This window comes from Sporosarcina sp. P17b (assembly GCF_002743115.1).
Classification (GTDB): domain Bacteria; phylum Bacillota; class Bacilli; order Bacillales_A; family Planococcaceae; genus Sporosarcina; species Sporosarcina ureae_C.
Window position 1 is genome coordinate 12,462 of sequence record NZ_PDYP01000020.1, and the last position, 24,856, is coordinate 37,317.

Sequence of the window (24,856 nt, forward strand, 5' to 3'; positions counted from 1 at the left end):
TCAACCTGAACCAGTGCCTGTTTCTTCTATTAAAGACCGCATCTTGCAAACTATCACAAGTCAGATAGACGCTCAGACCGATAAAGGTGTTGGTAAGTACACTCACAACCTAGATGATTGCCCACCTGAGAAGTTCAACTGGCAGCAGATGATTAATGAAGAGTTAATTGATGCATTACAGTATCAGCAGAAAGAAATCGGGCGTTTGCAGATCAATGCAGGTTTAAGTCTTGACCAGTATCAGAAACTGAGTGCCCGGACTGCCGTATCAGATAACTTGGCTATGCTGAATTACGGTTTAGGTATCTCGGGTGAAGCGGGGGAAGTATCCGATTTGATTAAGAAGCGCTTCTTCCACGGACACACAGACGGAAACCTCGAACTGGCGAAAGAACTCGGAGACGTCCTATGGTACATCTCGCAGATCGCTAGAGAAGCGGATCTGTCGTTAAGCGAAATAGCAGAAGGCAACATTGAGAAATTACAGAAACGCTACCCGGAAGGATTTAGCGAACACGCAAGTGTAAATAGATCGGAGTGAAGTAGTTGTGGTACACCTACAAAAAGAGCAAGTGAATATTCAGCATAATGGTTCGTTCGTTATCTCGACAGCCTCTAGCCGTCACTCGACAACGTGGAAGAACAGCGAGGTATCTTGGGCGGATCTTGTACGGAAATTGTCGATGACGACACGCACACCTGAAACGTATGCCGAGTATCAGAAGATGTCGAAGAAAGAGCAAGGCGCTGTAAAGGACGTAGGCGGCTTTGTCGGAGGCAGTCTAAAAGGCGGCCGCAGGAAAGCAGATGCGGTCGGATGGCGTCAAGTCGTGACACTGGATGCAGACTTTGTCAAAGGCGAGTTCTGGCCGTCGGTCGAGATGCTGTTTGACCATGCTTGCGTGGTGTACTCGACTCATTCCCACAAGCCGGATAAGCAGAAGGTGCGCTTAGTGATCCCGCTGAGCCGCACCGTTACCCCTGAAGAGTATGTAGCCATCTCGAAGAAAATAGCCGCTGACATCGGCATCGACATGTTCGACGATACGACGTACCAACCGCACCGTCTCATGTATTGGCCGTCCACTGCCTCGGATGCAGAGTATATATTCGAAGTACAAGACACGGACTGGCTAGACCCTGACGCGGTGCTCTCTCGGTACAACGACTGGCGCGACCCGCTTGAATGGCCTGTATCGAGTCGGCAGTCAAAAGTTCAACAGCGTTTAGCGGATAAGCAAGGTGACCCGCACGAGAAGCCGGGCATGATCGGCGCGTTCTGTAGAACCTATTCAATAGAAGAAGCAATCGAGACGTTCCTGTCCGAGCAATATACGCAACACTCAGACGGTCGGTACTCGTATGTAGACGGAAGCACAGCAGGCGGTTTGGTTCTTTACGAGAACGGTAAGTTCGCGTACAGCCACCACGGCACGGATCCGATCAGCGGCTTGCTTGTTAACGCGTTCGACTTGGTCCGTCTACATAAGTTCAACGCGTTAGACGTTGACGCGAAGGTGGATACTCCGATCAGTCGTATGCCGTCCAGTGTCGCGATGGCGAAACTAGCGAGAGAAGACGGTCGGGTAAAAGAGGCCTTGGTCACCGAGCGCCTTGCGTCTGCTGAATTCGACTTCATGGACGAAGGGGACGAGGAAGAAGAAGAAGAAGAAGGGATGGAAGCCTCGGAGTCTCGCGACACGCGCTGGACGAAGAAGCTGACGATTTCTAAGAGCGGAGATATCGAGGATACCCGTTCTAACCTACTGCTGATTCTTGAGAACGACCCGAATTTGAAAGGGCGATTCGCTTTGAACGAGTTCGTGCAGCGGTCGTTAATTAAAGGCAATCTACCTTGGCGCGATGCAGAGGAGAAAGGCGATTACTTCGGAGATTACGATGAAGCCGGTTTACGGAATTACCTAGAGAACGTGTACGGCATATCGTCTGTGCTGAAAACACAAGATGCGTTAGCGCAGGTCTTCCACACTCACCGTTTCCACCCTGTCCGGGATTATCTTGAAGGGCTAGAGTGGGACGGGGTAGAGAGACTGGAAGCCTTGTTGATCGAGTCGTTAGGTGCCGAAGATTCGGAGCTGAACCGTGTGGTTACGCGTAAGACGTTTGCGGCAGCAGTCGCACGGATCTTCGACCCTGGATGCAAGATGGACTACATGCTGACGCTGGTCGGACCGCAAGGCATCGGGAAATCTTCTCTGTGGGGCAAACTCGGGGGTGCTTGGTTCTCCGATTCCCTCACCTCTGTTACAGGCAAAGAAGCGTATGAGCAGTTGCAGGGCGCATGGATCGTGGAGATGGGCGAACTATCCGCTACACGTAAAGCGGACGTAGAGTCTATCAAGCACTTCCTAACCAAACGCATTGACCGATTCCGAGTGGCGTACGGGCGACATGTTGCCGATTTCCCTAGGCAGTGCATATTCATTGGTACAACGAATGATGTAGAGTTCTTGCGAGATCAGACAGGCAATCGTCGTTTTTGGGTTATGCCTGTTGGCAAGCAGGATGTAGTGAAACCGTGGCACCAGTTAGGCAAGGAAGAGGTCGACCAGCTATGGGCGGAAGCGGTAGCTTGTTACCAGGGAGGCGAATTGCTATATCTCCCGGAAGCTTTAGAAGAGCAAATGTGGGAGATCCAGAAAGGGCATTCAGAGGAGTCTCCTTTGTTTGGTCCGATACAGGAGCACCTTGAAAAATTAGTACCGGAAGACTTTGAATCTCTTGAAATGAGTGCCCGTAAAGACTTCTACAATGGTACGTTTGAACTAGATGACGAAGGCACGGAAAAGCGCCAAAGAGTGTGTGCTTTAGAGATATGGATCGAGCTATTGAACGGCAGACCGGAGAAGTTTCCGATGATGGACAGAAGAGAAATCAACTCCATTTTACGACGTATGCCGGGGTGGAAACTACACGACGGTAGCCAGTCTGGTCACCTTCGTTTCGGTCCTGAAATTGGTACGCAAAGGGGGTACATCCGATTAGGAGAAATGGAAGATTAGGAAATATTTGGAGGTGTTTTCCTTATCTGAAGGTGTTAACGAAGTCCAATATCGATTCGTTAACATTGTTAACATCGTTAACGGTAGGGCTTGAAAATGTTAACCATGTCAACGATGTTAACAAACTTTTTTAGCAAATGGTTAACACCTCAAACCTATACAGGGCAAGGGTTCAACCCTCCATGTTAACCATGTTAACCATTTATTACTATAAATTAGATTTATATATATTAAGGATAGGTATAGGGGGTATACACGTATATGAATGCTTAATACGCTATCCCCCGTAGAAAATCGAAAAATATCGTTAACATTGTTAACATGTCATATTTTAGCGAAGAAGGTGAATGGCTTGCTGGAAAAAGATTTGGAAGCAAAACTGACAAAACGAATTAAAGGTTTAGGCGGCTGGTCTGCTAAATTTGTAAGTCCCGGAATGTCGGGAGTACCGGATCGTATACTTCTACTGCCAGGCGGGCAAATGCTATTCGTGGAAATGAAAAAGCCCGGGCAGAAATTACGACCACTACAAGAGAAAAGAAAACGGGATTTAGAGCAGATGGGGTTCTTAGTCCGAGTAGTCGATTCGAACTATAAGATTGAGAGCCTGTGTCTCGCAATTGAAAGAGGCGATCTGTTTGACTAACTTCATTCCACACAGTTATCAGGCATACGCCATCCAACATGTACTGGATAACGAGGCAAGCGGGCTTTTCTTAGATATGGGACTCGGCAAAACGATTGCCACCTTGACTGCCATCGTTGAACTTATGCATGACCGATTTGAAGTAGAACGCGTACTAGTTATCGCGCCTAAGCGTGTGGCCGAGGACACGTGGAGCCGAGAGACTGAGAAATGGAACCATACCGCCTATTTAAAGATTTCAAAAGTGCTGGGATCTGTTAAGAAACGACAGGAAGCTTTGGAAGCGAAAGCCCACATCTACGTTATCAATCGCGAAAACGTGGATTGGCTAGTACAGCATTACGGAAAAGATTGGCCGTTTGACATGGTAGTTATTGACGAGCTGTCGAGTTTTAAATCCCCAAGCGCCAAACGTTTCAAGCAACTCCGGAAAGTCCGACCGTTCATCAAGCGCATTGTCGGGTTGACCGGAACCCCAGCACCTAACAGTCTGATTGATTTATGGCCCCAGCTGTATTTGCTGGATAAGGGTGAACGGCTAGGCAAGACCGTCACAGGTTACCGCAACACCTACTTCAACCCAGGCAGGAGAGATCCTTCCAAGTTCATCGTCTATACGTGGGAGTTGAAGCAAGGCGCAGAAGATACCATACATGAAACCATAGGCGATATTTGTATCTCGATGAAAGCGAAAGACCATCTCAATTTACCGGAACGGATTGACAACGTTCTACATGTCGATTTAACCGACAAAGAACGGAAATTATATAAACAGCTAGAGAAAGACAAGATATTGGAATTTGAGGACTCGGACGTAGTGGCGAACAATGCAGCAGGGCTGATGGGTAAGCTTCTGCAATTAGCTAATGGGGCTATCTACGGTGAGGACAAAGAAGTCATACCAATACATGACCAAAAGCTAGAAGCCTTAGAAAGCATCGTGGAAGAAGCACAAGGGCAGCCTATTCTTTTGTTTTACAGCTACAAGCATGACCGAGATAGAATTCGAGAACGATTCAAGCAAGCAGAAGAACTGGACCAAGAAGATTCCATTGCGAGGTGGAACCGCGGAGAGATTCCCTTGCTAATTGCACATCCAGCTTCAGCAGGGCACGGATTGAATCTGCAAGACGGTGGGCACATCATCGTATGGTTTGGGTTGACGTGGAGCCTAGAACTCTACCAACAAGCGAATGCAAGACTGGACAGGCAAGGGCAAACAGAAAGCGTGATTGTGCACCACCTCTTGACGAAAGACACGGCAGACGAACAGGTATTGCGTGTTCTACAAGACAAGGAAATCGGACAAGATGCGTTGATGGAAGCGGTCAAGGCAAGGATAGAACAAGCGAAAAGGGGCTGAGCGCGGTGATGCCGTATAAACACTATAATGACTTACAGAACGAAATAGACCTGCTAGAGTACATGCTGAACCAACATATCAGCGAACGAAAAGAGTGGGGCTTCACAGGCAGACTGGGTAGCACCGTCCGTATGGATCAAGCCGCACAACGGATGGATGAAATCGCCGTGCACATAGAACGTCTCGAACTCGAACTAGAGCGTAAAGAGAAGTACCGGAAACATATCGAGCATAAACTACAAGAGTTTGAAGCGATAGAATACCAGGTAGCTTACAAGCGGTACGTCGAGAAGAAACGACTAGAAGATATTGCGAAAGACTTGGGCTATTCTGTAGACTGGATCAAGAAAGTATCAGCAAGAGTAAAGAAGGCACTTTCTGTACACTGACAAGCCGAATAGGGCGTGTTAAAATGGTATTGTGGTACTAGACCAGTTGGTCGGTAAAATCCACCTAATCTCCGATTCCATCCAGTTGTTCCGACTGGGTGGTTTTTTGTGTAAAATTAAATAACGATTAATAAAAATAAACAGTATATTATCGCGTCTGATTAGTGTATACGCGTAGGAGGTGTCAGGAATCGATATGAGCATGATTAAATTACCCCATGATAAAGAGGCTGCGGCACAGTTGTTGGCTACTGGAGGACTAGAGAAACAAGAGGTAGCACGACAGCTAGGCATAGGTAGAAGCACATTATGGAAATGGGAAACACAAGACGATGTATTTGCTGCTAGGGTGGACGAACTTAAACATGAGTTTGAAAGTTTTGCCAAAGGATTAATACAATCAAAGTTGGTTACTGCTGTCGAAGACTACTGGAAACTTATTAAGACATGCGACAATGCCAGGGTTAGCGCCGATGGTTACCGTTTCTTTATTGAAAACCAAATAGGCAAACCAACCTCCCGTGTAGAAGTCGCGAACACCACCAAGGTGAAACCTACCGAGGTAGACATATTACAGGATGAATTCGAAGAAATAGATAACTCTTAAAGTGTCATAACTTAAAGGTATTGACACCTGAAAGACGACATGATAGTATCAGTGTTAATAGAGTGTCATATATAAGCGTCATAAGTGACAGGCTAAATTCATTGATAAAGGATGAGTCGTTATGAAATACGGTTACGCACGAGTCTCCACACAACAGCAGGATTTACAATCACAGTTGAATCAACTTACTAACGAAGGTTGCGAAAAGATATACCAGGACAAATTCACTGGAACTAAACGTGATCGACCTGAGTTTAATAAGTTGTTGGACGTGTTGGAAACAGGAGACACATTGGTGATAACGAAACTGGACAGGTTTGCACGGTCAACTGTAGACGGCATCAATGTCATTAAAGAATTGTTTGGCAGGGGGGTTAGGGTGCACGTCCTGAATATGGGACTGGTAGAGGACACACCCACAGGCAGACTCATCTTTAATGTCATGAGTTCGTTTGCTGAGTTCGAACGCGACATGATTGTGGAACGTACACAAGAAGGAAAGGCTATTGCTAGGCTAGACCCTGACTTTAAAGAGGGTAGACCTAAGAAGTTCAACTCCAAACAAATAGCACATGGAATAGAGCTACTTGAATCAATGACATACAAGCAAGTCGAAGAAAAAACTGGAATAAGTAAGAGTACCTTGATCAGAGCGGTCAGGGAAAAACGAACGGTCACAGAATAATTGTGGCTGTTTTTTTAATGGGGGTGGCTTCTGTTTTGGATTTTCCGAAATGGCGGTTGGTTGCCTCCACCATTTTTCATATATTTTTAACAAGTTCAGGAGGTGAGTATCATAGCGGAGTTAGACAATATCAACACGAAGGAAAACAGACAGACGCTGTATCGCCATCTCTCCACTACGTTCGGCAAAGAACGAGCGCAAGAGTTGATGATTGATCATCGGAACAATTTGTTCGGGGCGAATAGTCTGGCACACAGCTTGGGTAGACGGTCGCTTGAATTCTTCTGTCTGTATTTTCTGCAGGATGTATTCGTGCCGAAAGAGAATAACGAAGCGCGACAACTCGCCCCTGTCCATTATCGAATATGGAACGAACTAGAGAATATGCTGATCCGAGATGAATACGACAACTCAGCCCAGGTCTTGCCGCGCGGTGTTGGTAAAACGACGGTGGCGGATATGGCGCTATCAGTGTGGTCGCATTGTTACAAGATCAGCACGTATACATTGGTGGGTGGTCGTACGGAACAGGATGCGGTGGAGTTTATCCGAGAGACGCGCCAAGCGTTTGAAGAGAATGAATATATTCTGCACACGTTTGGGGAACTGGTCGACAGCCGAAAGCATACGACGAATAAGTTGGAACTGGAACTGACGAATAAGACGAAGATCCAGGCGATCTCTTCTACCTCATCCATTCGTGGTAAGAAGTTTAATGGGTCCCGTCCAACGATCATCATCGCGGATGACTACCAAGGGAAATCGGACGTCATTACGCAGGAAGCGCGGGACAAGAAGTATGATACCTGGCAGCAAGATGCAAAGTATGCCGGTGACAAGGCAGTCTATCGGGATGGAAAGAAAATCAAGATGGCTACTAAGTTTATTGCGCTGGGTACTATTCTTCATCGTGATTGTTTCATGAGCCGGTTATTGAAAACGAAATCGTACCGCAGCATTAAAGAGAAAGTCATCAATCATCCAGATGTGGACGAGCTCTTTAATACAGGACTGTGGGCAGAGTTCAAAAAGACGTATTATAACGCAACAGATCCGCACGCTGAAGAGAACGCGAAAGAATTTTATTATCAGAACGAAGAAGCTATGCAGTATGAGACGTTATGGCCCGACAAGTTCGACTGTTTGGATTTGGCACTGGATTATTACGAGGATCCGACATCCTTCAAACAAGAGATGCAGAATGACGCGGACAAAATCGGCGCGAAAGCGTTCCACCAGATTAAAACGATGGCGCGTGACGAAATAGAGCTGCAGGACTTCGTGAAAACGATCATGATCATTGACCCGGCAGTTGAAACAGGGAAGCGTAATGATTTCACAGCCATTATTGTGGGTTCGAAGACGTCCAATGAATTCCGCTGGGTGCGGGAGGGTCGTCTGCTGAAAGTGGAGTTTGACGAATACATCCGGAATGTGATTGAGATGCTAGAAAAGTTTGAGGATATCACGCACATTTGGGTAGAGAAAAACACCTTCAACGGTGCGGACGTGCGGGAGATACAAACAAGAATTGATAAGCTACCCCATCTATTCTCGAGAAATATTGAAATCATCAATGAACGACAAAATAAAAATAAAGAAGCTAAGATCCGAGCCATATCTGCAAAAGTAGATAGCGGCTTTATTTTATTTGCAGAAGAAGATCACGAATTCACGGATCAGATTCTTACATACGAGGGCGCGGGCTATACGCTGCACGATGATGCGGCGGACGCGACTGCAGAATTTGATCGTCTGATTGATGAGATTGAAGATGTGCCGACGGTTCGTTTTTATGGCAGTTCAGTACTATTTGGGAGGTAAACAGAGATGGAAAAACAATTGAAAAAGATTGCAGATGAGTTGCAACTAATCAGGAAAGAGATGCAAAGGAATAATCGTACTGCGAAAATCGAAAACACGGTAATGATGCAAGGTGAAGCTTTATTTTCAGAAGAAGAAACGATTGAACGGATCACTAAAAAAATAATTGAGAAATTAAAACAAATATGATTCCCACTCAAGTGAAGGTGGCTGGAATCGATTATACCGTCCAGGAAGTTGAAGGTTTTGTGGAAGAACATGAACTTGGTGGTCAAGTAATTTACCACAAAGGGAAAATCAAAATTGATTCAGCTATGTGCAAAACAAAGAAGGAGCAAATCTTTGTTCATGAACTAACCCACGCAATATTTATGGAAGCAGGGTATGACGAACAGGACGAGGATATGGTGAATCGTTTGAGCATTGTGTTGTACCAGGTACTTAAAGATAATCGATTACAGTTTGGAAAGGATTGATTTGAATGTCATTAACAAAGCAACATTTACAAAACAACTTTAACAAAGCGAGAGAAGCTGATTCTCCATATGTTTTCATCGGTATTAGTGCAGAAGGAGTAGATGAAGTTATCGTTATTCCTAAACGTTCGTTTGAAGATAAAGAAAATTTTTATCTCAGTGCGTATGATGAGAATTTGAATCATGTCATGAATAAAAAAGTTTATATCCGCGGTTTTTCTTTTGGTGATGTAGATGAAATCCGAAACATTATTTAAATAACATGCAGGAACAGAAAGGCGGTGAGTAAGTGAAGCTAACAGATGAATTGCTGAAAGAATGCGTGGATCGGCTGAAGGTCAATCAAAAGAAATTCAAGAAATATAAAGACTATTATGATGGTCAACACGACATTGTGAATGATTATGCCTATCAGGAATCGCGTTCCAATATGACGGTGGTCGTCAACTACTTTAAAAAGTTCATTAACGATGAAATTGCGTATGCGCTGGGTAATCCGGTTAACTATATTTCATATGAAGGCGATACGGAAGTAGCTGAGTTAATTGATCAGCATTTTTCGCACTGGGCAAAGGTGCATGATCAGCATCTGATGAAACAAGCGAACATTTATGGAGAAAGCTATGAGCTACAGTACATTGCCGACAATGAATTCAAAGCAACGGTCCTTAACCCATTGAATTGTTTTGTTATGGAGTCTGGCGGTGCTGATAGGAACGTCGTATTGGCTGTCCATGAATACAAAGAGCACCTTTTCAGTGGGGAGGTTCGGTATGATGTCTACCACGAAAATAAGGTCTATACGTATTCTGAAAAACTAGAGCAATTAAACGTACAAGGCATCAACTTTGAAGCGCCACCGTTGCGCGTGTGTGCAGCTAATCCAGAACGTCAATCCATGCTCGACGATATCAAGTCCGAGAACGACGCGTATAACGTGGTGCTGTCAGACTTGGTGAATGAAGTGAGTGATTTCCGTCAAGCATTTTTGAAAATCGTCGGTGCAAAGCTTGAACCTGACGAAGCGAATAAAATGAAGAAGTCGGGAATTATTCAGACTGGCGGTAACGCGGACATCAGCTACTTGATTAAAGAAATCAACGATACATTCGTTCAGAACTTGCTAGGCACGTTGGAAGAAAAAATTTATAAACTCGCCTCACATATTGATACAAACGAGAAGCTGCAATCGAATGTCAGTGGATCCGCTCTCCGTTCGCGAATGATTGCATTGGAGAACAAATGCATCTTGATGCAGTCCATGTTAGAACAGACGATTAAAGCGAGGCTGAAGAATTTCTTCCGTTACATTTATTTTCTAACAGGCAAAGAGTACGACTATCGGAAAATTAAGCTGAAATTTACGATGAATATTCCGAATGACATTCTATTACTTGCTGACACGATCAGTAAGTTGCGCGATACGGTAAGTCAAAGGACTTTATTGACCCTGTTGCCATTCGTAGAGAATGCAGAATTGGAACTAGAGCAATTTTACGCTGAACGAAAGAAAGCCATGGAGGGTATGCTTGACCTAGATGCTTTGGAGCGTATTGGGCTGAATGAGAAAGCGGTAGCGGGTGATACAGTTGACGATGGATAAAGAAGTGCAGCGTATCCGTAAATTGATTGAACGGCAAGCCAGTAAAGATTTGAAGCCGCTTCTCACAGCCTATCGACAATCACAGAACCGTTTGGACGGGGAACTGGCTCGACTTACATCAAAATACATTGAAGATGGTGTGTTGAAGATATCTGATCAGCAAAAATACAGTGTTTTGATCAACTTGAATCGTCAGATTGTTGAACAAGCGCAGTCGTTAGGTGCTGTCGAGCTGACAGAAACGACCACGATTTTAAAAGATGCATATCAAGAAAGCTATTATCGAACAGCTTACAACTTGGACAGGGGGCTATCACAGACCGTGTCTTTTTCGTTGTTGCGTCCAGAGTTTGTGAGCGCTGCTGTAAATATGCCGATTGAAGGCAAGATGTTTAGTGATCGAATATGGGATAACAAAGAAAAGCTAGTGGCTCGTACAAGAGAGTTACTTGAACGAAACATGATTGACGGTACGGATCCTAAAAAACTAGCAAGAGAGTTGAAAAACCAATTCGGCGTATCGGCTTATGAAAGCACCAGACTAGTTCAGAACGAGGTAGCCAGGTGCACCAGACAAGCGCAAGACGAGATATATGAAGAGTCTGGCGTAGTGGACGAGGTCATGTTCGACGCGACTCTGGACAATGACACAAGCGACATCTGCGAAGAGTTGGACGGTAAGACTTTTCCCATCGATAACAAACCGGAAATTCCGGGAGACACACACGTCGGTTGTCGCTCAGATTATATTCCGGCTGTTGAGGGATGGAGTCCTACCCGTAAATTTGATAATGAAGCAAAGAAGGATATTGACTATACGTCCTATACGAAATGGAAAGAGTCACAAGGTATTTAATAATTTGCGTCTGTGGGGGCAACGTCACAAGGGCAATAGGAGGAAAAGTAATTATGACAATTGATGAAATCAGAGCGTTTTTAGAAGCGAACAAAGACAAGGATGAGGTGAAACAATTTTTAACGGGTCTGCAGGGTGCTGTGGACGTGCAGAAGATTGAACAGTTATCTCAAAGCGATGCGACTATCAAGTCGTGGCTGGATTCACAAAAAGATCGTCACTCGTCTAAATCATTGGAAACGTGGAAAGCAAATAATCTTCAGTCGTTGATTGAAGAGAAATTAAAGGAACTGAATCCTGATAAATCTCCACAAGACATCGAGTTAGAAAAGATTAGAAAGCAACTGGCAGACATGGAGCGAGAAAAGCAGCGGGAGTCATTAAAGAATAAAGCCTTGACTATCGTAACCGAAAAAGGACTTCCAACATCTGCAATTGATTTTTTCTTGGGTGAAGATGAAGATACAACTTTGCAAAATCTAGAAAAATATGAGAATGAATTGAAAAGTTTCGGTCAACAGATGGTGGAAAAAAGTATGAAAAAAAATGAATATACACCACCAGGTACAGATGGCTCTGACGATAAAGGGACAGGTTCTCGTTTTGCTAAGGCTGCAAACGATTCAGCAAAACCAGTAGACAATAAAATTTGGGAGTAAGAGAGGAGAATTTTTCATGTATGTAAAAAACTATGGTAAGGCAGAGGGTATTAATTTTTTAGCAAGTGCAACGGTTACGAGCTTCACGGAACAAATTAGTAATTCGGGGGTAGCTGCAGATGCAAATGGCCGCAAGGTTGTAAAGGCGGGCACGGTATGGCCTGCGAATGACGCAACAGCTAAAGGTCTGGTTTACTCAGATGTAGACGTAACAGAAGGACCACAACCAGGCGCTGTACTTTATGAAGCGTGGGTTATTGAAGAACGTTTGCCCGAACTTGTGGACGCGTTGGCGAAACCAGAACTACCAGGGATCAAATTCCGCTAAGTAAAAAATGACTGATCTGACTAAACTATAAAACTGATTGAATGGAGGGCATAAACATGCCAAGTATTTTAGAATTATTTGACCAAAAAGAAGTATTAAATTATATGAAAAACAGAGAGTATCCTGCATTGGTGGGTGAAACGCTTTTCCCCGAAATCAAAAAGCAGTCACTTGAATTCGATATGATCAAGGGTGGCAACTCAATGCCTGTCGTTGCGTCTATCCATGCATTTGACACAGAGGCAGAGATCGGCAGCCGTGAAGCTAGTAAAATGGCAATCGAGCTTGCATTAATTAAACGCAAGATGCAGTTGAAAGAGCGTGACATCATCGCAATTGAACAGCCACGTAATCAGGCAGAGCAAGAATACTTGATGAAGAACGTATTCAACGATATCGATGTATTGACAGCGGGTGTACGCGCTCGCGTTGAAGCAATGCGTATGGAAGCATTAGCAAAAGGGACTGTGACATTAGATGAAAATAACCTTGACCTCTCAGTGGATTATGGTGTGCCTGCCGCTCACAAAGAAGCGTTGTCCGGAGTTGGTCTATGGACTGCTGATACATCCGATCCAATCGAAGATTTACTACGCTGGGCAGATACGTTAGGGACAAGCCCAAGTCGTGCACTGACTTCTAATGCGGTATTGTCCGCTCTGCTACGTCATCCGAAAATTATCGGTGCGTTGTACGGACGTGATTCCATGCGTGTAGCAACTCGTGCGGACCTTAATGCCTTTATGCAGCAGCATGATCTACCGATGATTGCAACGTATGACAAGCAATACCGAAAGCAAAATAAAGACGGCACATACACGCAACACCGTTATTTCCCGAAAGATGCATTCGTAATGTTTGGAGAAGGGCAGCTCGGCGAAACGCTGTATGGTCCTACTCCTGAAGAGAACCGTTTAGTACGTGATCCAGCCGTCAATCAATCACAGATTGGGAATGTTTTGGCTATGGTCTACGAAGAGTCGTTGGATCCTGTTTCTACTTGGACGAAAGCAGTCGCTACGGCAATGCCTTCATTCCCAGCGGCTGGCGAAGTGTTCCAAGCGACACCAATCGAATAAGGGAGTGAAGAACATTGCCTAAAGTCAGAGTGAAAGATATACCTGTGCGTTATGAAAACGAACGTTACGGGGTGGGTGTTGTGTTTCAAATGAAGACTGAACACGTTATGGAAAAGTTAGTGGAAGTTTTGGATGAGGGTGATAAAACCGCAACTGACAAGACTGCCCACAATAAGAATTATCACGAGATGACGAAGAATGAACTTCTGGAATTTGCGAAGGTGAATGGGTTTTCTGTTAGCCATAGTATGAAAAAAGAGGACATTCTTTCGAAGATTGAAGGTGAACAGAATGGATCCGAACAAAGCGAGCTTGACGGAGATTCCGGCATTGGCGCCACCGTTGAACCAGGTGAATCAGTCAAAAACGACATCGGCAACCTCTTTGCTGCCGATTATCAAGGAGATTCTGAATCTGACAGATGATTCAAAGAATCTAGTGATTGATCATTATATACAATCGGCGAAGCAGCGGATTATGAATGAATGCTGGCGCGACGACTTCCCGGTGGAGCTGGACCACATTGTTGTGGAGATGGTGACTGGCAAAATGAACAATACCTCTATTGGTGGCATTACATCCATCAAACGCGGTGATACTTCGATGTCCTACGATTCGAGCGACGCTTTCCACCGTACACTAGAACGTTACAGTGGTGAATTAGAACGCTTCAGGCGGGTGATTATAGGGTGAATATCGAACAGACGATCATTGAGTCGACTTACTTTCACAAGGCCACTGTACAGCGTCATGGGGATTTTGAGGACGAGTATGGAGAGACGAAGCCTGGGGTAGCTGTCTTATATGAGGATATCGATTGCGCGGTGAGTCAGAATTCAGGATGGAATGCCAGACAGACCGATCCGCGTAATATTGTTGAATACAATACGAAATTGTTTTGTTCTCCGGCCTATCTGATTTTGCCAGGCGATATTATCACGGCTGTGTTTGAAAACGGACTGGTCCGTAAATACAAGGCGGGCGAATCGATTCCCTACCCTTATCATCAGGAAGTTCCGTTGCTGAGAGAGGATGAAGCCTAATGAGCCAAACATATGGTTTTGATAAGTTTCAAAAGCGATTGCTGAAATTGGCGAATGAAACGCCTGAGAAAATAGACAATCAAATTGCACGGATGCAGATGATGGTTTTGGCTGATACAAAGCAAGGCACGCCTGTGGATAGCGGAAACTTGAAAAGGAAATGGACTGTCGGTCAAATTTCAAATGGTGTCGGTGAGGTTGGGACCAATCAAGATTATGCACCTCACGTCGAGAAAGGTTTCATACATGCGAATAGCGGACAAAAAGTAGAAGGACATCACATGCTCGAGAAAGCAGTGGAACAGATGAATAATCGTTTCCCTGATGAAATGAAGAATTTCTTTGAAGAGTTGGCAGGTGATTTGAAATTATGAGTATCTCGATTGTGGATATAAAGCGTTCTATCTTGAATCTTTTGAAAAAGAAATACCCAAACCATACCAGGTACGCCGAAAAGATGCCGACTGATTTCAAAAGACCTTCCTTCTATTTGTATTTCGTTCCTCTTGAATCGGCACATTCTACCAGGCTGTTTATTGAGAAATCGTTAATGGTTAAACTAGACTGCTATTCATTGAGTCGTACGAATGAAGAAAATTTAATAATGGCTGACGCCCTAGAATCTATATTCCACAACACATTGAAAGTGGGAAATAGATTCTTTTCTATTATTCGCACAAAAAGCGATTTTATGGAAGATGTGTTGACGTTCACTTTCACGTTGAATTTTGACGATGGAGTAAATGTGCTTTTTGCAGGTGACGATTTTACAGAGGACGATGAAGAACTGGGCTATACCGAAGGCAAGATACGGTTTATGGAAAAGTTGGAACTTAAATAACGAAATAAGGAGTTGATTGATTTGGGATTACCAGAGGTATTGATCGCGTTTAAATCAAAAGCGGTATCAGCTATTAAACGCTCTCAGAAAGGCGTTGTAGCGCTGTTAATAAAAGACACGGCAACAGCTAGTGTAGTTGCATATAAAGGCATTGAGGATGTGCCTGGCGGGACGTACGAGGCGAAAAATGTAGATTACATTAATAAAACCTTCATGGGAACGCCGTCAAAAGTGATTGTAGTGAATATTGGTACGGAAGGCACAGTAGCTGAAGGTTTAAATCTTATTAAAAACATGAAAATAAATTATTTGGCCGCACCGTTTGCTACAGCCGAAGACGCTACAGCAATTGCAAGTTTTATTAAAAGCCAGCGGTTGAACAAAAGAAAAACGATTAAGGCGGTCCTGCCTAGTAATAAGGCTGATGACGAAGGAGTCATTAACTTTACCGCAGAAGAAATTAAAGTAGGCGAGAAGGAATATACCACAGCCGAATACACAGCACGTGTTGCTGGAGCATTAGCGGGTTTGCCGTTCACTCGTTCTGCTACGTATTACGTTTTCCCAGAAGTGGATTCAGTTAAGGAAGTGGAAGATCCAGATGCAGCTATCGATGCTGGCGAACTTATCTTAATTCACGATGGCGAGAAGACTAAGATCGGACGTGCCGTGAACAGTTTGACCACTTTCACCGTGCAAAAATCTAAACAGTTTAGCAAAATCAAGCGGGTAGAAGGCATGGACTTTGTGAAAGATGATATTCGCGACACTTTCAATGACTCGTACGTGGGTAAGGTCATCAACAATTATGATAATAAATTGCTGTTTTTAGGTGCTGTCAATGCGTATTTCAAAATTATTGCAAATGACAATATTTTAGATATCAATTATGACAACCGCGCTGAAATTAACTTTGAAGCACAGTATTTATATCTAAAGTCCATTGGCGTAAATGTGGATGAATTGACCATTCAACAGATTCTAGAATACAACACGGACGAAAAAGTATTTGCAGGAGCTGCAGTGAAATTCGTCGACGCGATGGAAGATCTGTTCCTCGATATAGCGGTATAAATTCGTAAGGAAAGAAAGGGATGATTAAATGACTGTTTTAGAAGGCCGTCGGGTGTTAAACGGTAAGCACGCCAAACTCTGGTGGGATGGAGAATTGATTTTTGAAGTGGAATCGTTCGAATCTAAGATTGTAGCAAATAGAGAAGAAGTCAGCGTCGGAGCTTCTATGGATATAGATAGCAAGCTGATCAGTCTTACAGGTGAGGGGTCTATGACTTTGAAGAAAGTATATTCCCGCGGTATCAAGAAACTTCTTCAAGCTTGGAATGAGGGGAAGGATCCGCGCTCCACATTAACAGGACTCAATGATGACCCAGATGCTACAGGTGGACAAAAGGAACGTATCACAATCAATAACGTATGGTTCAATGAAATCATCTTGCTTTCTTTTGCTAGAGGTGAGATGGGCGAAAGAGAATATCCATTCGGATATACCGCTTCTAGTGTGGACATCCAAGAAACTATTGAATAAAAAGGGAGAGATTAGAATGGCACAGCCGATTTCAATCAAAGAATTAATTAAACGTAAAGCAGAACTTAAAAATAACAGAAAAAACAAGAAGAAGCAGACGCTCCATATTCAATCGCTTGATTCGCATATCAAGATCAAACAGCCGGAAAAATCACTAGTTGTGGATGCGATGGAAATGGCAGGGGACGGTGGTGACGAATACACGACTTATGAATGTGTCATTGAGCCGAATTTAAAATCTACAGAACTGCACAAAGAGTATGGCGTTGAGCATAACCCGATGGAAATCGTCCATGCCATTTTCGAGCCTGGAGAAGTTTCGCGAATTGCTCAAGCTTGTATTAATCTCGCTGGCTATGGCAACAGCGTAAAGGTAGTAGATGATATAAAAAACTAATCACTGAAGATGGTGATCTATATTTAATTCATTACTATCTTCAGAAGGGTTTTACTCATGATTATATCTTGAGCCTATCAAAAATGGATAAGTATTTTTATAATGCTTCAATGTTAGTAGCAGAAGATGAAGAAAAGAAGAAAATGCAAGCTATGGGGATGGGTTAATATCCGTCCCTTTTTATTTTCACTGTAGAAAACGAGGTGAAAAAGTGAGTTATATATTAGGCGCTATCTTAGAACTAAAAGACAATGCTTTCACATCAGGTGTGAAAGAATCGGCAAGTGCTACAGGTAAGTTAAAAGATGAATTAGACAAAACGAGTGAAGCAGGTTCGTCATTCGGAGGAAGCCTGAAAAAAGCAGGTAAAACTGCTGCCATCGGAATAGCAGCTATTGGTACTGCAACTGTTGGAGCCACCGCAGCCGCATTCGCTATGACTAAGAAGGTAACAGACGGTTTCGATAACGTAGCTAAAACGTCCAGAAAAATGGGTGTATCATCTGACTTTTACCAAGAGATGGATTACTGGGCAGGTCAAAACGGTGTATCTACTAACGATATGGAAAAGTCGATGAAGCGATTGAATCAACGTGTAGGTGAAGCTAGAGGCGGTAACGAGAAGTACACCGGAGCTTTAAAAGCGCTTGGCATTGATATGACCGCTGTGAAAGATGGCACACTGTCCACTGAGGATGCAATGTCTCAATCAGTCACAGCTTTATCCAAAATGACGAATGAACAAGACAAAGCCGCTCTTGCATCGGAGTTATTCGGTACTAAACTTGCACAGGAACTAATGCCGGCAATACAAGACGGATCTCTCTCGATGGAAGACGCGCAAAAGAACGCGAAAGAATTAGGTTTTGTTATCGGGGAAGATACGCTGGGAGCTGCAGAAAAATTCAACGACACCTGGGACGATCTGACCCGGGGCGTACAGGCATTCGGGGTAAAAGCGATTGCCGGGATGATGCCCTTCTTTCAAGGGCTTATGGAATTCGCAATTGATAAGCTTCCGGTTGCACAGGCTATGTTCACTACCGTTTTCGATGCCGTAGGTTCCGTTATCGGATGGCTCGGTGACAAAGGAACCTATGTATTTAACGCCATTAAAGAAGCTGTAATGAATAATCAGCCGACCTTAGAAGGCATGCGTGATATTTTCAAAACCATCGGAGAAAAAATCAGTGGGTTATATGAAGCTTCCCAACCAGTTTTTACTTGGTTAGGACAAGAAGGTATTCCGATTGTTGTGGATGCGCTTTCCGATATGGTGGACGGAGCAATGGATATTTACCATACGATTGTCGATAACTGGTCAGTAATTGAACCATTCGTTATTGGTATCGCTACCGCTTTTGGGATTTGGAAGCTTGCGACATTGGCTCAATCCGCAGTAACTGGAATTATGACTGCTAAGCAATGGCTATTAAATACAGCTATGACCGCTAACCCTGTAGGTTTAGTTATTACAGCGTTTGGTATTCTGATCGGTGTGGGAATTTTAGTTTATAAAAACTGGGATAAAATCAAAGCAACTGCAGTCAGCCTATGGAAAACAACAAAAGAAAAGTTTGCATCGATGAAAGAAAATATACTGACAGCCATGCAGCCTGTCTTGGACTTCTTTGGGAAGCTAAAAGATAAATGGGATGACTTTAAAAGCTCTGTCAGTAATTTTAAAATGCCGAAGATAGGCATACCAAAAGTATTCGGCGGTGAGGGTTTAATCCAAGGCTCCCACGCTACTGGTTTACGCAGAGTGCCTTACGACGGGTATGTGGCTGAACTGCATAAGGACGAGCAAATATTACCTAAGTCTGAAGCAGAACGTTACCGAAAAGGTAAAGGGAATGTCGTAGAAAACACTACTTCTGCAACGACCACTACCAAGAATGAGTATGTTTCCGAACTGCATAAATATGAAGCCGTACTCCCTAGACCTAAAGCTGAGAGCTATCGAGGTAGCGGTGTAATAAATAACACTACTTCTGCAACGACCACTACCAAGAATGAGAGCAAATGGTCAATAAATATTGCAAAGTTGGCAGATCACATTGTAGTAAGAGAAGAATCTGATATTGATAAAATAGCAACAATGCTCGTTAAAAAATTAGAAGCTGTAGATTTCAATATGGTATAGGAGGTAGTTTTAAATGGAGATTTGGTTAAGTATGGATGATCAAAGGTTTAGGCTACCTGTCTTGCCTGAAGAATTTGAAGTGAAAAGCAGTAACACTAATGAAAAAGTAATGATCAATACTATTGGAATGATAAATTTATTAGGGAAAAGCGAATTAGAAGAAGTAGATATCGTATCCTTTTTTCCTTCGAAAGAATACAGTTTTGTTGCTTACAAAGGTTTCCCACCTCCTTGGAAATGCGTAGAGTTAATCAAAAAATGGAAATCGTCTGGTAAGCCCTTGAGATTAATTATTACTCAAACTGGTGTAAACATGGAAGTTGGTATTGAAAATTTCGATCACGGCATCAGAGACGGTACTAAAGATGTCTATTACACTTTACTATTAAGTGAATATGTCAGAATCAAAAAAACGAAGAATAACAGTACAAAAAATGAAGCGAAAACGAAAAGGCCCGCCCCAACAAAAACAAAAGAGAAGAAAACGTATACCGTTAAAAAAGGTGATACTCTCTGGTTGATTGCTCAGAAACAAACAGGTAATGCTATGAACTATGAAAAAATAGCTAAAGAAAACAAAATTAAAAACCCTAACAAATTAATTGCCGGACAGAAGTTGATCATATGATTAAAATCATTCATGTTACTAATGGAAGCGAAGTGGACATAACTGATTTCGTCACGGCTGTAAAATGGAGCGGAGATGACAAGCAAGTAGCAAGAGTTCTTACTTTCGGCATTGTATCATCGCCAACTGATAAAAACATACCGGTTTTAAATCTTAAAATGTTCGATATGATTAAGATGAAAGACGGTGACACTGAAAAATATAGAGGTTATGTTTTTGCCAAAGACAAGTCCTTGTCTAACAACGAGATAGATGTTGTTAGTTACGATGGGCTTATTTACTTTCTTAAAAGTAAAGGTACTTACAATTTTAAAAACGTGACACCAGGCGCGATTACCAGAAGAGTATGTAAAGATTTCGGCATCCCCACTGGTAACATCCCCATTGGCAGTCCTATCAAAAGGATATTTGACGGTGAAGAGATCTATAACATCATCATGACTGCTTATACATTTGAAAGTAACAAGACAAAAAAGCAATACATCCCTCTAATGGATAAAGGTAAATTAAACATAAAGGAAAAAGGCAAACAAATAGCAACCTATGTATTAGACCCTTCAACTTCAATTATTGACGCTAAGTACGGTGAAAGCGCAGAGAGTGTTATTAACGTTGTCAAAATATACACACAAGATGGCAAGTACAAAGGTGAGGTCAAACTTGAAGGCGTGCCTGGACGTTTGCAAGATGTGTACAGCGGAGATGATGGCAAGGATGGCGCTAGAAGTTTGCTAAAAGGGATTGAGAAAACCGCATCAATAGTTGCATTGGGTAGTTGGGATTGTATAACAGGTAATGCTGTAAGAATACAAGAAGAACATACGGGATTGGTCGGTTTATTTTATATTGTAAATGATGAACATAATTTCGAAAATGGCCAGCACAAGATGAGTTTAGGTTTAGCATTCCAGAATATTATGGACTCGCAGGCCGCTGGTGAAGATCCAGACGAAATTGCAAAGCAAGAAGCGAGTAATAACTCAGGTAGCGGTTCTTCTTCGAGTGGCAGTTCTAGTGGTGGTAATGTAGTCGGTACTAATAAACTAAGTAAGTTTATTAGTGCTGCTGAAAGTATGTTGGGTTATAGGTATTCACAACCTAATCGAATGGGTCCAAGTTCTGCTGACTGCTCTAGTTTAGTCGGGCGTGCTATGAAGATGGCAGGCATTACGAACAACGCTCACTTGACCACACGCTCTATACACAGCGATGGACGCTTTACTAAAGTGGCACGTTCGCAGATACGTAGAGGGGATATACTGTGGCAGAGAGGTCACGTGGCTATCTATATGGGTGGCAACCGAACACTTGAAGCGAGATATTCTATTATGAAAGTTGCTTATGGCTCATTAGGTAATAGATTCGATTATGCGTACAGGATAAAGGGGATATGACAATGAAAGAAAACCCTTATAGTAAATTACTTGAAATAACTAAAGGTAAAAACAAAGTAATAGATAGAGCAACGGATAACGTGAGGATTGGAGAGGTCGTTTCAGCTTCACCGTTGAAAATAACAATCGGTGATTTGCCGATTGACCGGGACAATGTATTAGTTTCCGACTATCTCCTAGAAGAGTATAAAAGAGATTATAAAACTAACAGGTATATTCCGAATGGCAGTGATTCAGGAACTATGGTATTTACAGACGGTATAAAAGTTGGCGATCAATTAGCTATATTACAGACGGCTGACAAGCAACTGTATATCATTATAGCGCGAGTTAGGGGGGTGTAGGCGTATGGCAGAAGTGGATATATTCCCGTTTATTGAAGCTACCGAAGAAACGATTGAAGAGCTCGAAACAGAACTGCCTTTAGCAAAAGAGTATGCTTGGGATTTTGACAAGCAAGATTTCCGGTACAAAAACGGAAAAATGTTTTTTGTGTTTGGGAATGAAGCTATAAAAATATGGCTTTGGAAATTATTTAAAACCGTAAGATTTAGAGAAGTCATATTCACTTGGGATTATGGAAGTGAAATCACTGAGCTTATAGGACGAGGATATACACAAGATTTGATTAATAGTGAAGCCGAACGGTATATAAGAGAGGCAATCGAGTACAATCTAAGCGATTATGTGACAGACATAAATGAGGTAGAAATTGTTTTTTTCGATAATTTACTAACCATATCGTTTACAGCTATCACTCCATACGGGGAGGTGGAATACAGTGAACAGGTCGCCTGAACAGATTACAGCAGATATGCTGAATCATATCTCGAATACAGAAGATAAATCCGAAAATAGTTTTGTGCATGATCCGTTATCTGCTGCAGCGACAGAGTTTTTTACTGCTTATAGAAATGTAGAGTATATTGGCGGAAAAATAGATATAGAGAATCTGGAAGGCGGAGAGTTGGAGAGGTTTATCTATCAACGCACTGGGTTGACAAGAAGGCTTTCAACATTTGCAGAAGGAAAAGTCGTCATATCTGGTGAAGCAGGTACTGTAATAGAAGAAGGCGCTTTAGTAAGTGCCGGAGATGTTGAATTTGCAGTGACTGAAAGTAAAACGCTAGATGAAACAGGACGAGCTACTGTGAATGTGAAAGCGACCATAGACGGCTCTATTGGTAACGTTCCAGTAAATGCTATAAATGATTTCCCCACTTCTGTAGTCGGCGTCGTGGATGTTTACAATCCTTATGAAATCACAAATGGATATGATGAAGAAAATGATGAAACTTTTTTAGGTCGCTATTATGAAAAACTACAAAGGCCGGCAAAATCAGGTAATAAATATCATTATGAGCAATGGGCAAAAGAAGTCGCTGGAGTGGGTGGCGTGAAAGTTATTCCGCGATGGAATGGCTTACTCACTGTGAAAGTGATTATTGTAGACTCTGTAGGATTGCCCGCCGGCGTCGACTTGGTAAATGCTACAGCTGCCTATATTGAGAAGGAACGTCCTTTCGGTGCCACAGTGACTGTTGTGAGTGCAACTTCGAAACCGATAGACATATCCGCGACAATCACACTCGTAGAAGGTTACGAGGTAGTAGAAGTAAAGTCCCGAATTGCAAGTAACGTATCCGGTTATCTTCAATCGGTCGCGTTTAAAGCGTCGTATATTTCCTACGCGAAAATAGGGAGCATCATCTTGGAAACTGATGGTGTGTTGGACTATGAAAATCTACTTGTAAATTTGGGAACAGGAAACGTTCCGGTTGGTAATGAAGAGGTCGCTGTGATTGGGGGTGTGAGTTAATGGATAATATGACAACCTATCTAAAAAACAAAGTGTTAAATCAAGAGCTGACAGGCGTACACGTAGCGTTATTCAGCGGCGCTGTAGAAGTAGCGAAGGCGAGTTACACACGGAAGCCTGTAACGTTTGCAGCGGCTGCAGACGGTCAAACGAGTAATAACGCAGATATCCTTTTCCCAATCGCTCAAGAAGTGTGGGGAGAGATTACCCACATTGCGATATTCGATGCAGCAACCGCTGGCAATATGCTGTTCATGTCACCTGCAGAATTTGTCAAAACAATTGACGTATCCAGTCAATACAAGATTCCTAAAAATTACTTGATCGTTAGATTGAGGTGATGAAATGACTGTATTACCAGGCTATCGATGGCAAGACGTCAGTGTATTAACATGGGATGACTTGTCCGCTTATCAATGGATGGATTTTCGCCTAGCACTGATGGACACCGAAACAGAGCAATCTTCCACAGGCGTGGCAGTGGAGCGTTCCTATACAACTGCAACAACCTATACTGACATGACGGCAACAGGCGTGAAGATTGTCCAGTCACCTGTAATCGTGCGCACACGAACAGAAATGATTGTAAACATTGTAGTCAGCAATCGCGACTATAAAACCATTATGTTAAACAACTATTTACCAAAATATGAACGTGGTTCAAGAGCGTTCAATGAAATCATTGGTGCTTACGACAAAGAGTTCAGGCGACTGGAACAAGATACCGAAATTGTGAACAGGAACATGTTCTTGGATACCGCTATCGAGCGGTTGAATATCTATGAAAGGGATTTAGGTATTGAGCCTATCAACGATTTAGATTATCGACAGCGACGCGAACAAATTAGCAGTCGCAACCGTGCGTCGTTTGCGCAAACTACAGAGGAAATAATAAAAATTGTAGCCAGTGGGTATAGCAATGGCGAAGTAGAAGTGAACCCAACCGAAACAGTTGGCTTATACGAGGTTCGATTTGTCGGTACTCGTGGTGCTCCAGACAATCTACCGGGGCTTAAGAAGGCGCTCGATATCATCATCCCGGCGCACTTGGGATTAACTTATATATTTACGTACAATACCTGGGATTCTATTAGTCATTTAACGTGGAATGATGTGGCCAAGTATACCTGGGATGAATTAAGAATAACGGAAGAGGTGATTTGATTGGAGAATACACCAAGGTTAGATTTAAAGAAACCTGCGGGTATCGAATATGTAAATGTTGCAGATTTAAATGAGAACTCCGATAAAATCGATGCGGCAGTCGGAGAGTTGAAAGATGGCTCTGCTATTATCCCTGAATTAGAGACTGTCGATAAGACATTAGCCGGTGGAATCAATGAAAATAAAAGAAAGCTTACGACGCATGAGGCGGAAAGTATGCCACACCGAACAGCAGATGGAAACTACAAATACGGATTTAAACCAAACGCAAATGAAGATGGTTTAATTTTTGTTTATGAGGAGGTTTAATAATGCCGGAAATTAATTTACCTACATCCGA

General features: G+C 43.0%; 33 protein-coding genes. All 33 read left to right on the top strand.

The features are described from left to right. Positions 1–283: 283 nt before the first annotated feature. The 33 genes from CSV76_RS15325 to CSV76_RS15480 all read left to right on the top strand — a co-directional run bounded on the left by CSV76_RS15325 (position 284) and on the right by CSV76_RS15480 (position 24,825). On the top strand, positions 284–541 hold the full coding sequence (locus CSV76_RS15325) for a nucleoside triphosphate pyrophosphohydrolase family protein (RefSeq protein ID WP_233204515.1): 258 nt from the start codon (positions 284–286) through the stop codon (positions 539–541). A 493-nt stretch (positions 542–1,034) separates the two neighbouring features. Further along, positions 1,035–3,023, top strand: a complete 1,989-nt coding sequence (locus tag CSV76_RS15330; RefSeq protein WP_233204512.1) for a virulence-associated E family protein — start codon at positions 1,035–1,037, stop codon at positions 3,021–3,023. 352 nt (positions 3,024–3,375) lie between these two features. After that, complete coding sequence (locus CSV76_RS15335; RefSeq protein ID WP_099626164.1) at positions 3,376–3,669, top strand: VRR-NUC domain-containing protein; 294 nt, start codon at positions 3,376–3,378, stop codon at positions 3,667–3,669. Further along, positions 3,662–5,032, top strand: coding sequence for a DEAD/DEAH box helicase (locus CSV76_RS15340; protein WP_099626133.1), 1,371 nt, complete (start codon positions 3,662–3,664; stop codon positions 5,030–5,032). Before CSV76_RS15335 ends, CSV76_RS15340 begins: the two co-directional genes overlap by 8 nt. 8 nt (positions 5,033–5,040) lie before the next feature. Next, entirely contained in the window at positions 5,041–5,421 is a 381-nt protein-coding gene (locus tag CSV76_RS15345) for a hypothetical protein (protein ID WP_143560382.1), read from the top strand. 196 nt (positions 5,422–5,617) lie between these two features. Beyond that, on the top strand, positions 5,618–6,028 hold the full coding sequence (locus tag CSV76_RS15350) for a phBC6A51 family helix-turn-helix protein (RefSeq protein ID WP_099626135.1): 411 nt from the start codon (positions 5,618–5,620) through the stop codon (positions 6,026–6,028). A gap of 121 nt (positions 6,029–6,149) precedes the next feature. Further along, positions 6,150–6,713, top strand: coding sequence for a recombinase family protein (locus tag CSV76_RS15355; RefSeq protein WP_099626136.1), 564 nt, complete (start codon positions 6,150–6,152; stop codon positions 6,711–6,713). A gap of 102 nt (positions 6,714–6,815) precedes the next feature. Beyond that, entirely contained in the window at positions 6,816–8,537 is a 1,722-nt protein-coding gene (locus CSV76_RS15360) for a hypothetical protein (RefSeq protein ID WP_143560383.1), read from the top strand. 6 nt (positions 8,538–8,543) lie between these two features. Beyond that, positions 8,544–8,726, top strand: coding sequence for a hypothetical protein (locus tag CSV76_RS15365; RefSeq protein WP_099626138.1), 183 nt, complete (start codon positions 8,544–8,546; stop codon positions 8,724–8,726). Next, on the top strand, positions 8,723–9,013 hold the full coding sequence (locus tag CSV76_RS15370) for an ImmA/IrrE family metallo-endopeptidase (protein ID WP_099626139.1): 291 nt from the start codon (positions 8,723–8,725) through the stop codon (positions 9,011–9,013). Before CSV76_RS15365 ends, CSV76_RS15370 begins: the two co-directional genes overlap by 4 nt. A 5-nt stretch (positions 9,014–9,018) precedes the next feature. Beyond that, complete coding sequence (locus tag CSV76_RS15375; protein ID WP_099626140.1) at positions 9,019–9,270, top strand: hypothetical protein; 252 nt, start codon at positions 9,019–9,021, stop codon at positions 9,268–9,270. A gap of 32 nt (positions 9,271–9,302) precedes the next feature. Continuing rightward, positions 9,303–10,616, top strand: coding sequence for a phage portal protein (locus tag CSV76_RS15380; RefSeq protein WP_099626141.1), 1,314 nt, complete (start codon positions 9,303–9,305; stop codon positions 10,614–10,616). Further along, positions 10,609–11,472, top strand: a complete 864-nt coding sequence (locus CSV76_RS15385) for a minor capsid protein (protein WP_099626142.1) — start codon at positions 10,609–10,611, stop codon at positions 11,470–11,472. The genes CSV76_RS15380 and CSV76_RS15385 overlap by 8 nt, the downstream gene beginning before the upstream one ends. Before the next feature lie 53 nt (positions 11,473–11,525). Next, positions 11,526–12,131, top strand: a complete 606-nt coding sequence (locus CSV76_RS15390; RefSeq protein ID WP_158232830.1) for a DUF4355 domain-containing protein — start codon at positions 11,526–11,528, stop codon at positions 12,129–12,131. 16 nt (positions 12,132–12,147) lie between these two features. Next, positions 12,148–12,459, top strand: a complete 312-nt coding sequence (locus tag CSV76_RS15395) for a hypothetical protein (protein WP_099626144.1) — start codon at positions 12,148–12,150, stop codon at positions 12,457–12,459. A 56-nt stretch (positions 12,460–12,515) separates the two neighbouring features. Further along, positions 12,516–13,538, top strand: a complete 1,023-nt coding sequence (locus CSV76_RS15400; protein ID WP_099626145.1) for a major capsid protein — start codon at positions 12,516–12,518, stop codon at positions 13,536–13,538. Positions 13,539–13,552: 14 nt separating this feature from the next. Beyond that, on the top strand, positions 13,553–13,963 hold the full coding sequence (locus CSV76_RS17430; protein ID WP_158232831.1) for a hypothetical protein: 411 nt from the start codon (positions 13,553–13,555) through the stop codon (positions 13,961–13,963). Between the two features lie 13 nt (positions 13,964–13,976). Further along, on the top strand, positions 13,977–14,231 hold the full coding sequence (locus CSV76_RS15405; protein WP_233204514.1) for a phage head-tail connector protein: 255 nt from the start codon (positions 13,977–13,979) through the stop codon (positions 14,229–14,231). Then, the gene (locus CSV76_RS15410; RefSeq protein WP_099626147.1) at positions 14,228–14,581 is read left to right on the top strand and encodes an ABC transporter ATP-binding protein; all 354 of its coding nucleotides are present in this window, start codon (positions 14,228–14,230) and stop codon (positions 14,579–14,581) included. Before CSV76_RS15405 ends, CSV76_RS15410 begins: the two co-directional genes overlap by 4 nt. Further along, positions 14,581–14,955 carry an HK97 gp10 family phage protein gene (locus CSV76_RS15415; RefSeq protein ID WP_099626148.1) on the top strand — a complete coding sequence of 125 codons (375 nt, stop codon included), beginning with the start codon at positions 14,581–14,583 and terminating at the stop codon, positions 14,953–14,955. The genes CSV76_RS15410 and CSV76_RS15415 overlap by 1 nt, the downstream gene beginning before the upstream one ends. Then, on the top strand, positions 14,952–15,422 hold the full coding sequence (locus CSV76_RS15420; protein ID WP_099626149.1) for a phage tail terminator family protein: 471 nt from the start codon (positions 14,952–14,954) through the stop codon (positions 15,420–15,422). Before CSV76_RS15415 ends, CSV76_RS15420 begins: the two co-directional genes overlap by 4 nt. A gap of 21 nt (positions 15,423–15,443) precedes the next feature. Next, complete coding sequence (locus tag CSV76_RS15425; RefSeq protein ID WP_099626150.1) at positions 15,444–16,496, top strand: phage tail sheath C-terminal domain-containing protein; 1,053 nt, start codon at positions 15,444–15,446, stop codon at positions 16,494–16,496. A gap of 28 nt (positions 16,497–16,524) precedes the next feature. After that, positions 16,525–16,968 (top strand): phage tail tube protein, encoded by a 444-nt coding sequence (locus tag CSV76_RS15430; RefSeq protein ID WP_099626151.1) that lies wholly within the window; start codon positions 16,525–16,527, stop codon positions 16,966–16,968. Between the two features lie 16 nt (positions 16,969–16,984). After that, complete coding sequence (locus CSV76_RS15435) at positions 16,985–17,365, top strand: phage tail assembly chaperone (RefSeq protein WP_158232833.1); 381 nt, start codon at positions 16,985–16,987, stop codon at positions 17,363–17,365. A 211-nt stretch (positions 17,366–17,576) separates the two neighbouring features. Next, on the top strand, positions 17,577–19,511 hold the full coding sequence (locus tag CSV76_RS15440) for a phage tail tape measure protein (protein WP_099626153.1): 1,935 nt from the start codon (positions 17,577–17,579) through the stop codon (positions 19,509–19,511). Positions 19,512–19,524: 13 nt separating this feature from the next. After that, positions 19,525–20,139, top strand: coding sequence for a LysM peptidoglycan-binding domain-containing protein (locus CSV76_RS15445; protein ID WP_099626154.1), 615 nt, complete (start codon positions 19,525–19,527; stop codon positions 20,137–20,139). After that, on the top strand, positions 20,136–21,533 hold the full coding sequence (locus CSV76_RS15450; RefSeq protein ID WP_099626155.1) for a C40 family peptidase: 1,398 nt from the start codon (positions 20,136–20,138) through the stop codon (positions 21,531–21,533). The genes CSV76_RS15445 and CSV76_RS15450 overlap by 4 nt, the downstream gene beginning before the upstream one ends. Before the next feature lie 2 nt (positions 21,534–21,535). Continuing rightward, positions 21,536–21,877, top strand: a complete 342-nt coding sequence (locus tag CSV76_RS15455; RefSeq protein ID WP_158232834.1) for a DUF2577 family protein — start codon at positions 21,536–21,538, stop codon at positions 21,875–21,877. Between the two features lie 4 nt (positions 21,878–21,881). Further along, a complete protein-coding gene (locus CSV76_RS15460; protein WP_099626157.1) occupies positions 21,882–22,331 on the top strand; it encodes a DUF2634 domain-containing protein in 450 nt (149 codons plus the stop codon). Then, the gene (locus tag CSV76_RS15465) at positions 22,315–23,352 is read left to right on the top strand and encodes a baseplate J/gp47 family protein (protein WP_099626158.1); all 1,038 of its coding nucleotides are present in this window, start codon (positions 22,315–22,317) and stop codon (positions 23,350–23,352) included. The genes CSV76_RS15460 and CSV76_RS15465 overlap by 17 nt, the downstream gene beginning before the upstream one ends. Further along, positions 23,352–23,693 (top strand): phage tail fiber protein, encoded by a 342-nt coding sequence (locus tag CSV76_RS15470; RefSeq protein ID WP_099626159.1) that lies wholly within the window; start codon positions 23,352–23,354, stop codon positions 23,691–23,693. Before CSV76_RS15465 ends, CSV76_RS15470 begins: the two co-directional genes overlap by 1 nt. A 4-nt stretch (positions 23,694–23,697) precedes the next feature. Beyond that, positions 23,698–24,516: a putative phage tail protein gene (locus CSV76_RS15475; RefSeq protein WP_099626160.1), complete on the top strand. Its 819-nt coding sequence runs from the start codon at positions 23,698–23,700 to the stop codon at positions 24,514–24,516. Further along, positions 24,517–24,825, top strand: coding sequence for a hypothetical protein (locus CSV76_RS15480; RefSeq protein WP_099626161.1), 309 nt, complete (start codon positions 24,517–24,519; stop codon positions 24,823–24,825). It abuts the gene before it with no gap. The last annotated feature ends 31 nt before the right edge of the window (positions 24,826–24,856 follow it).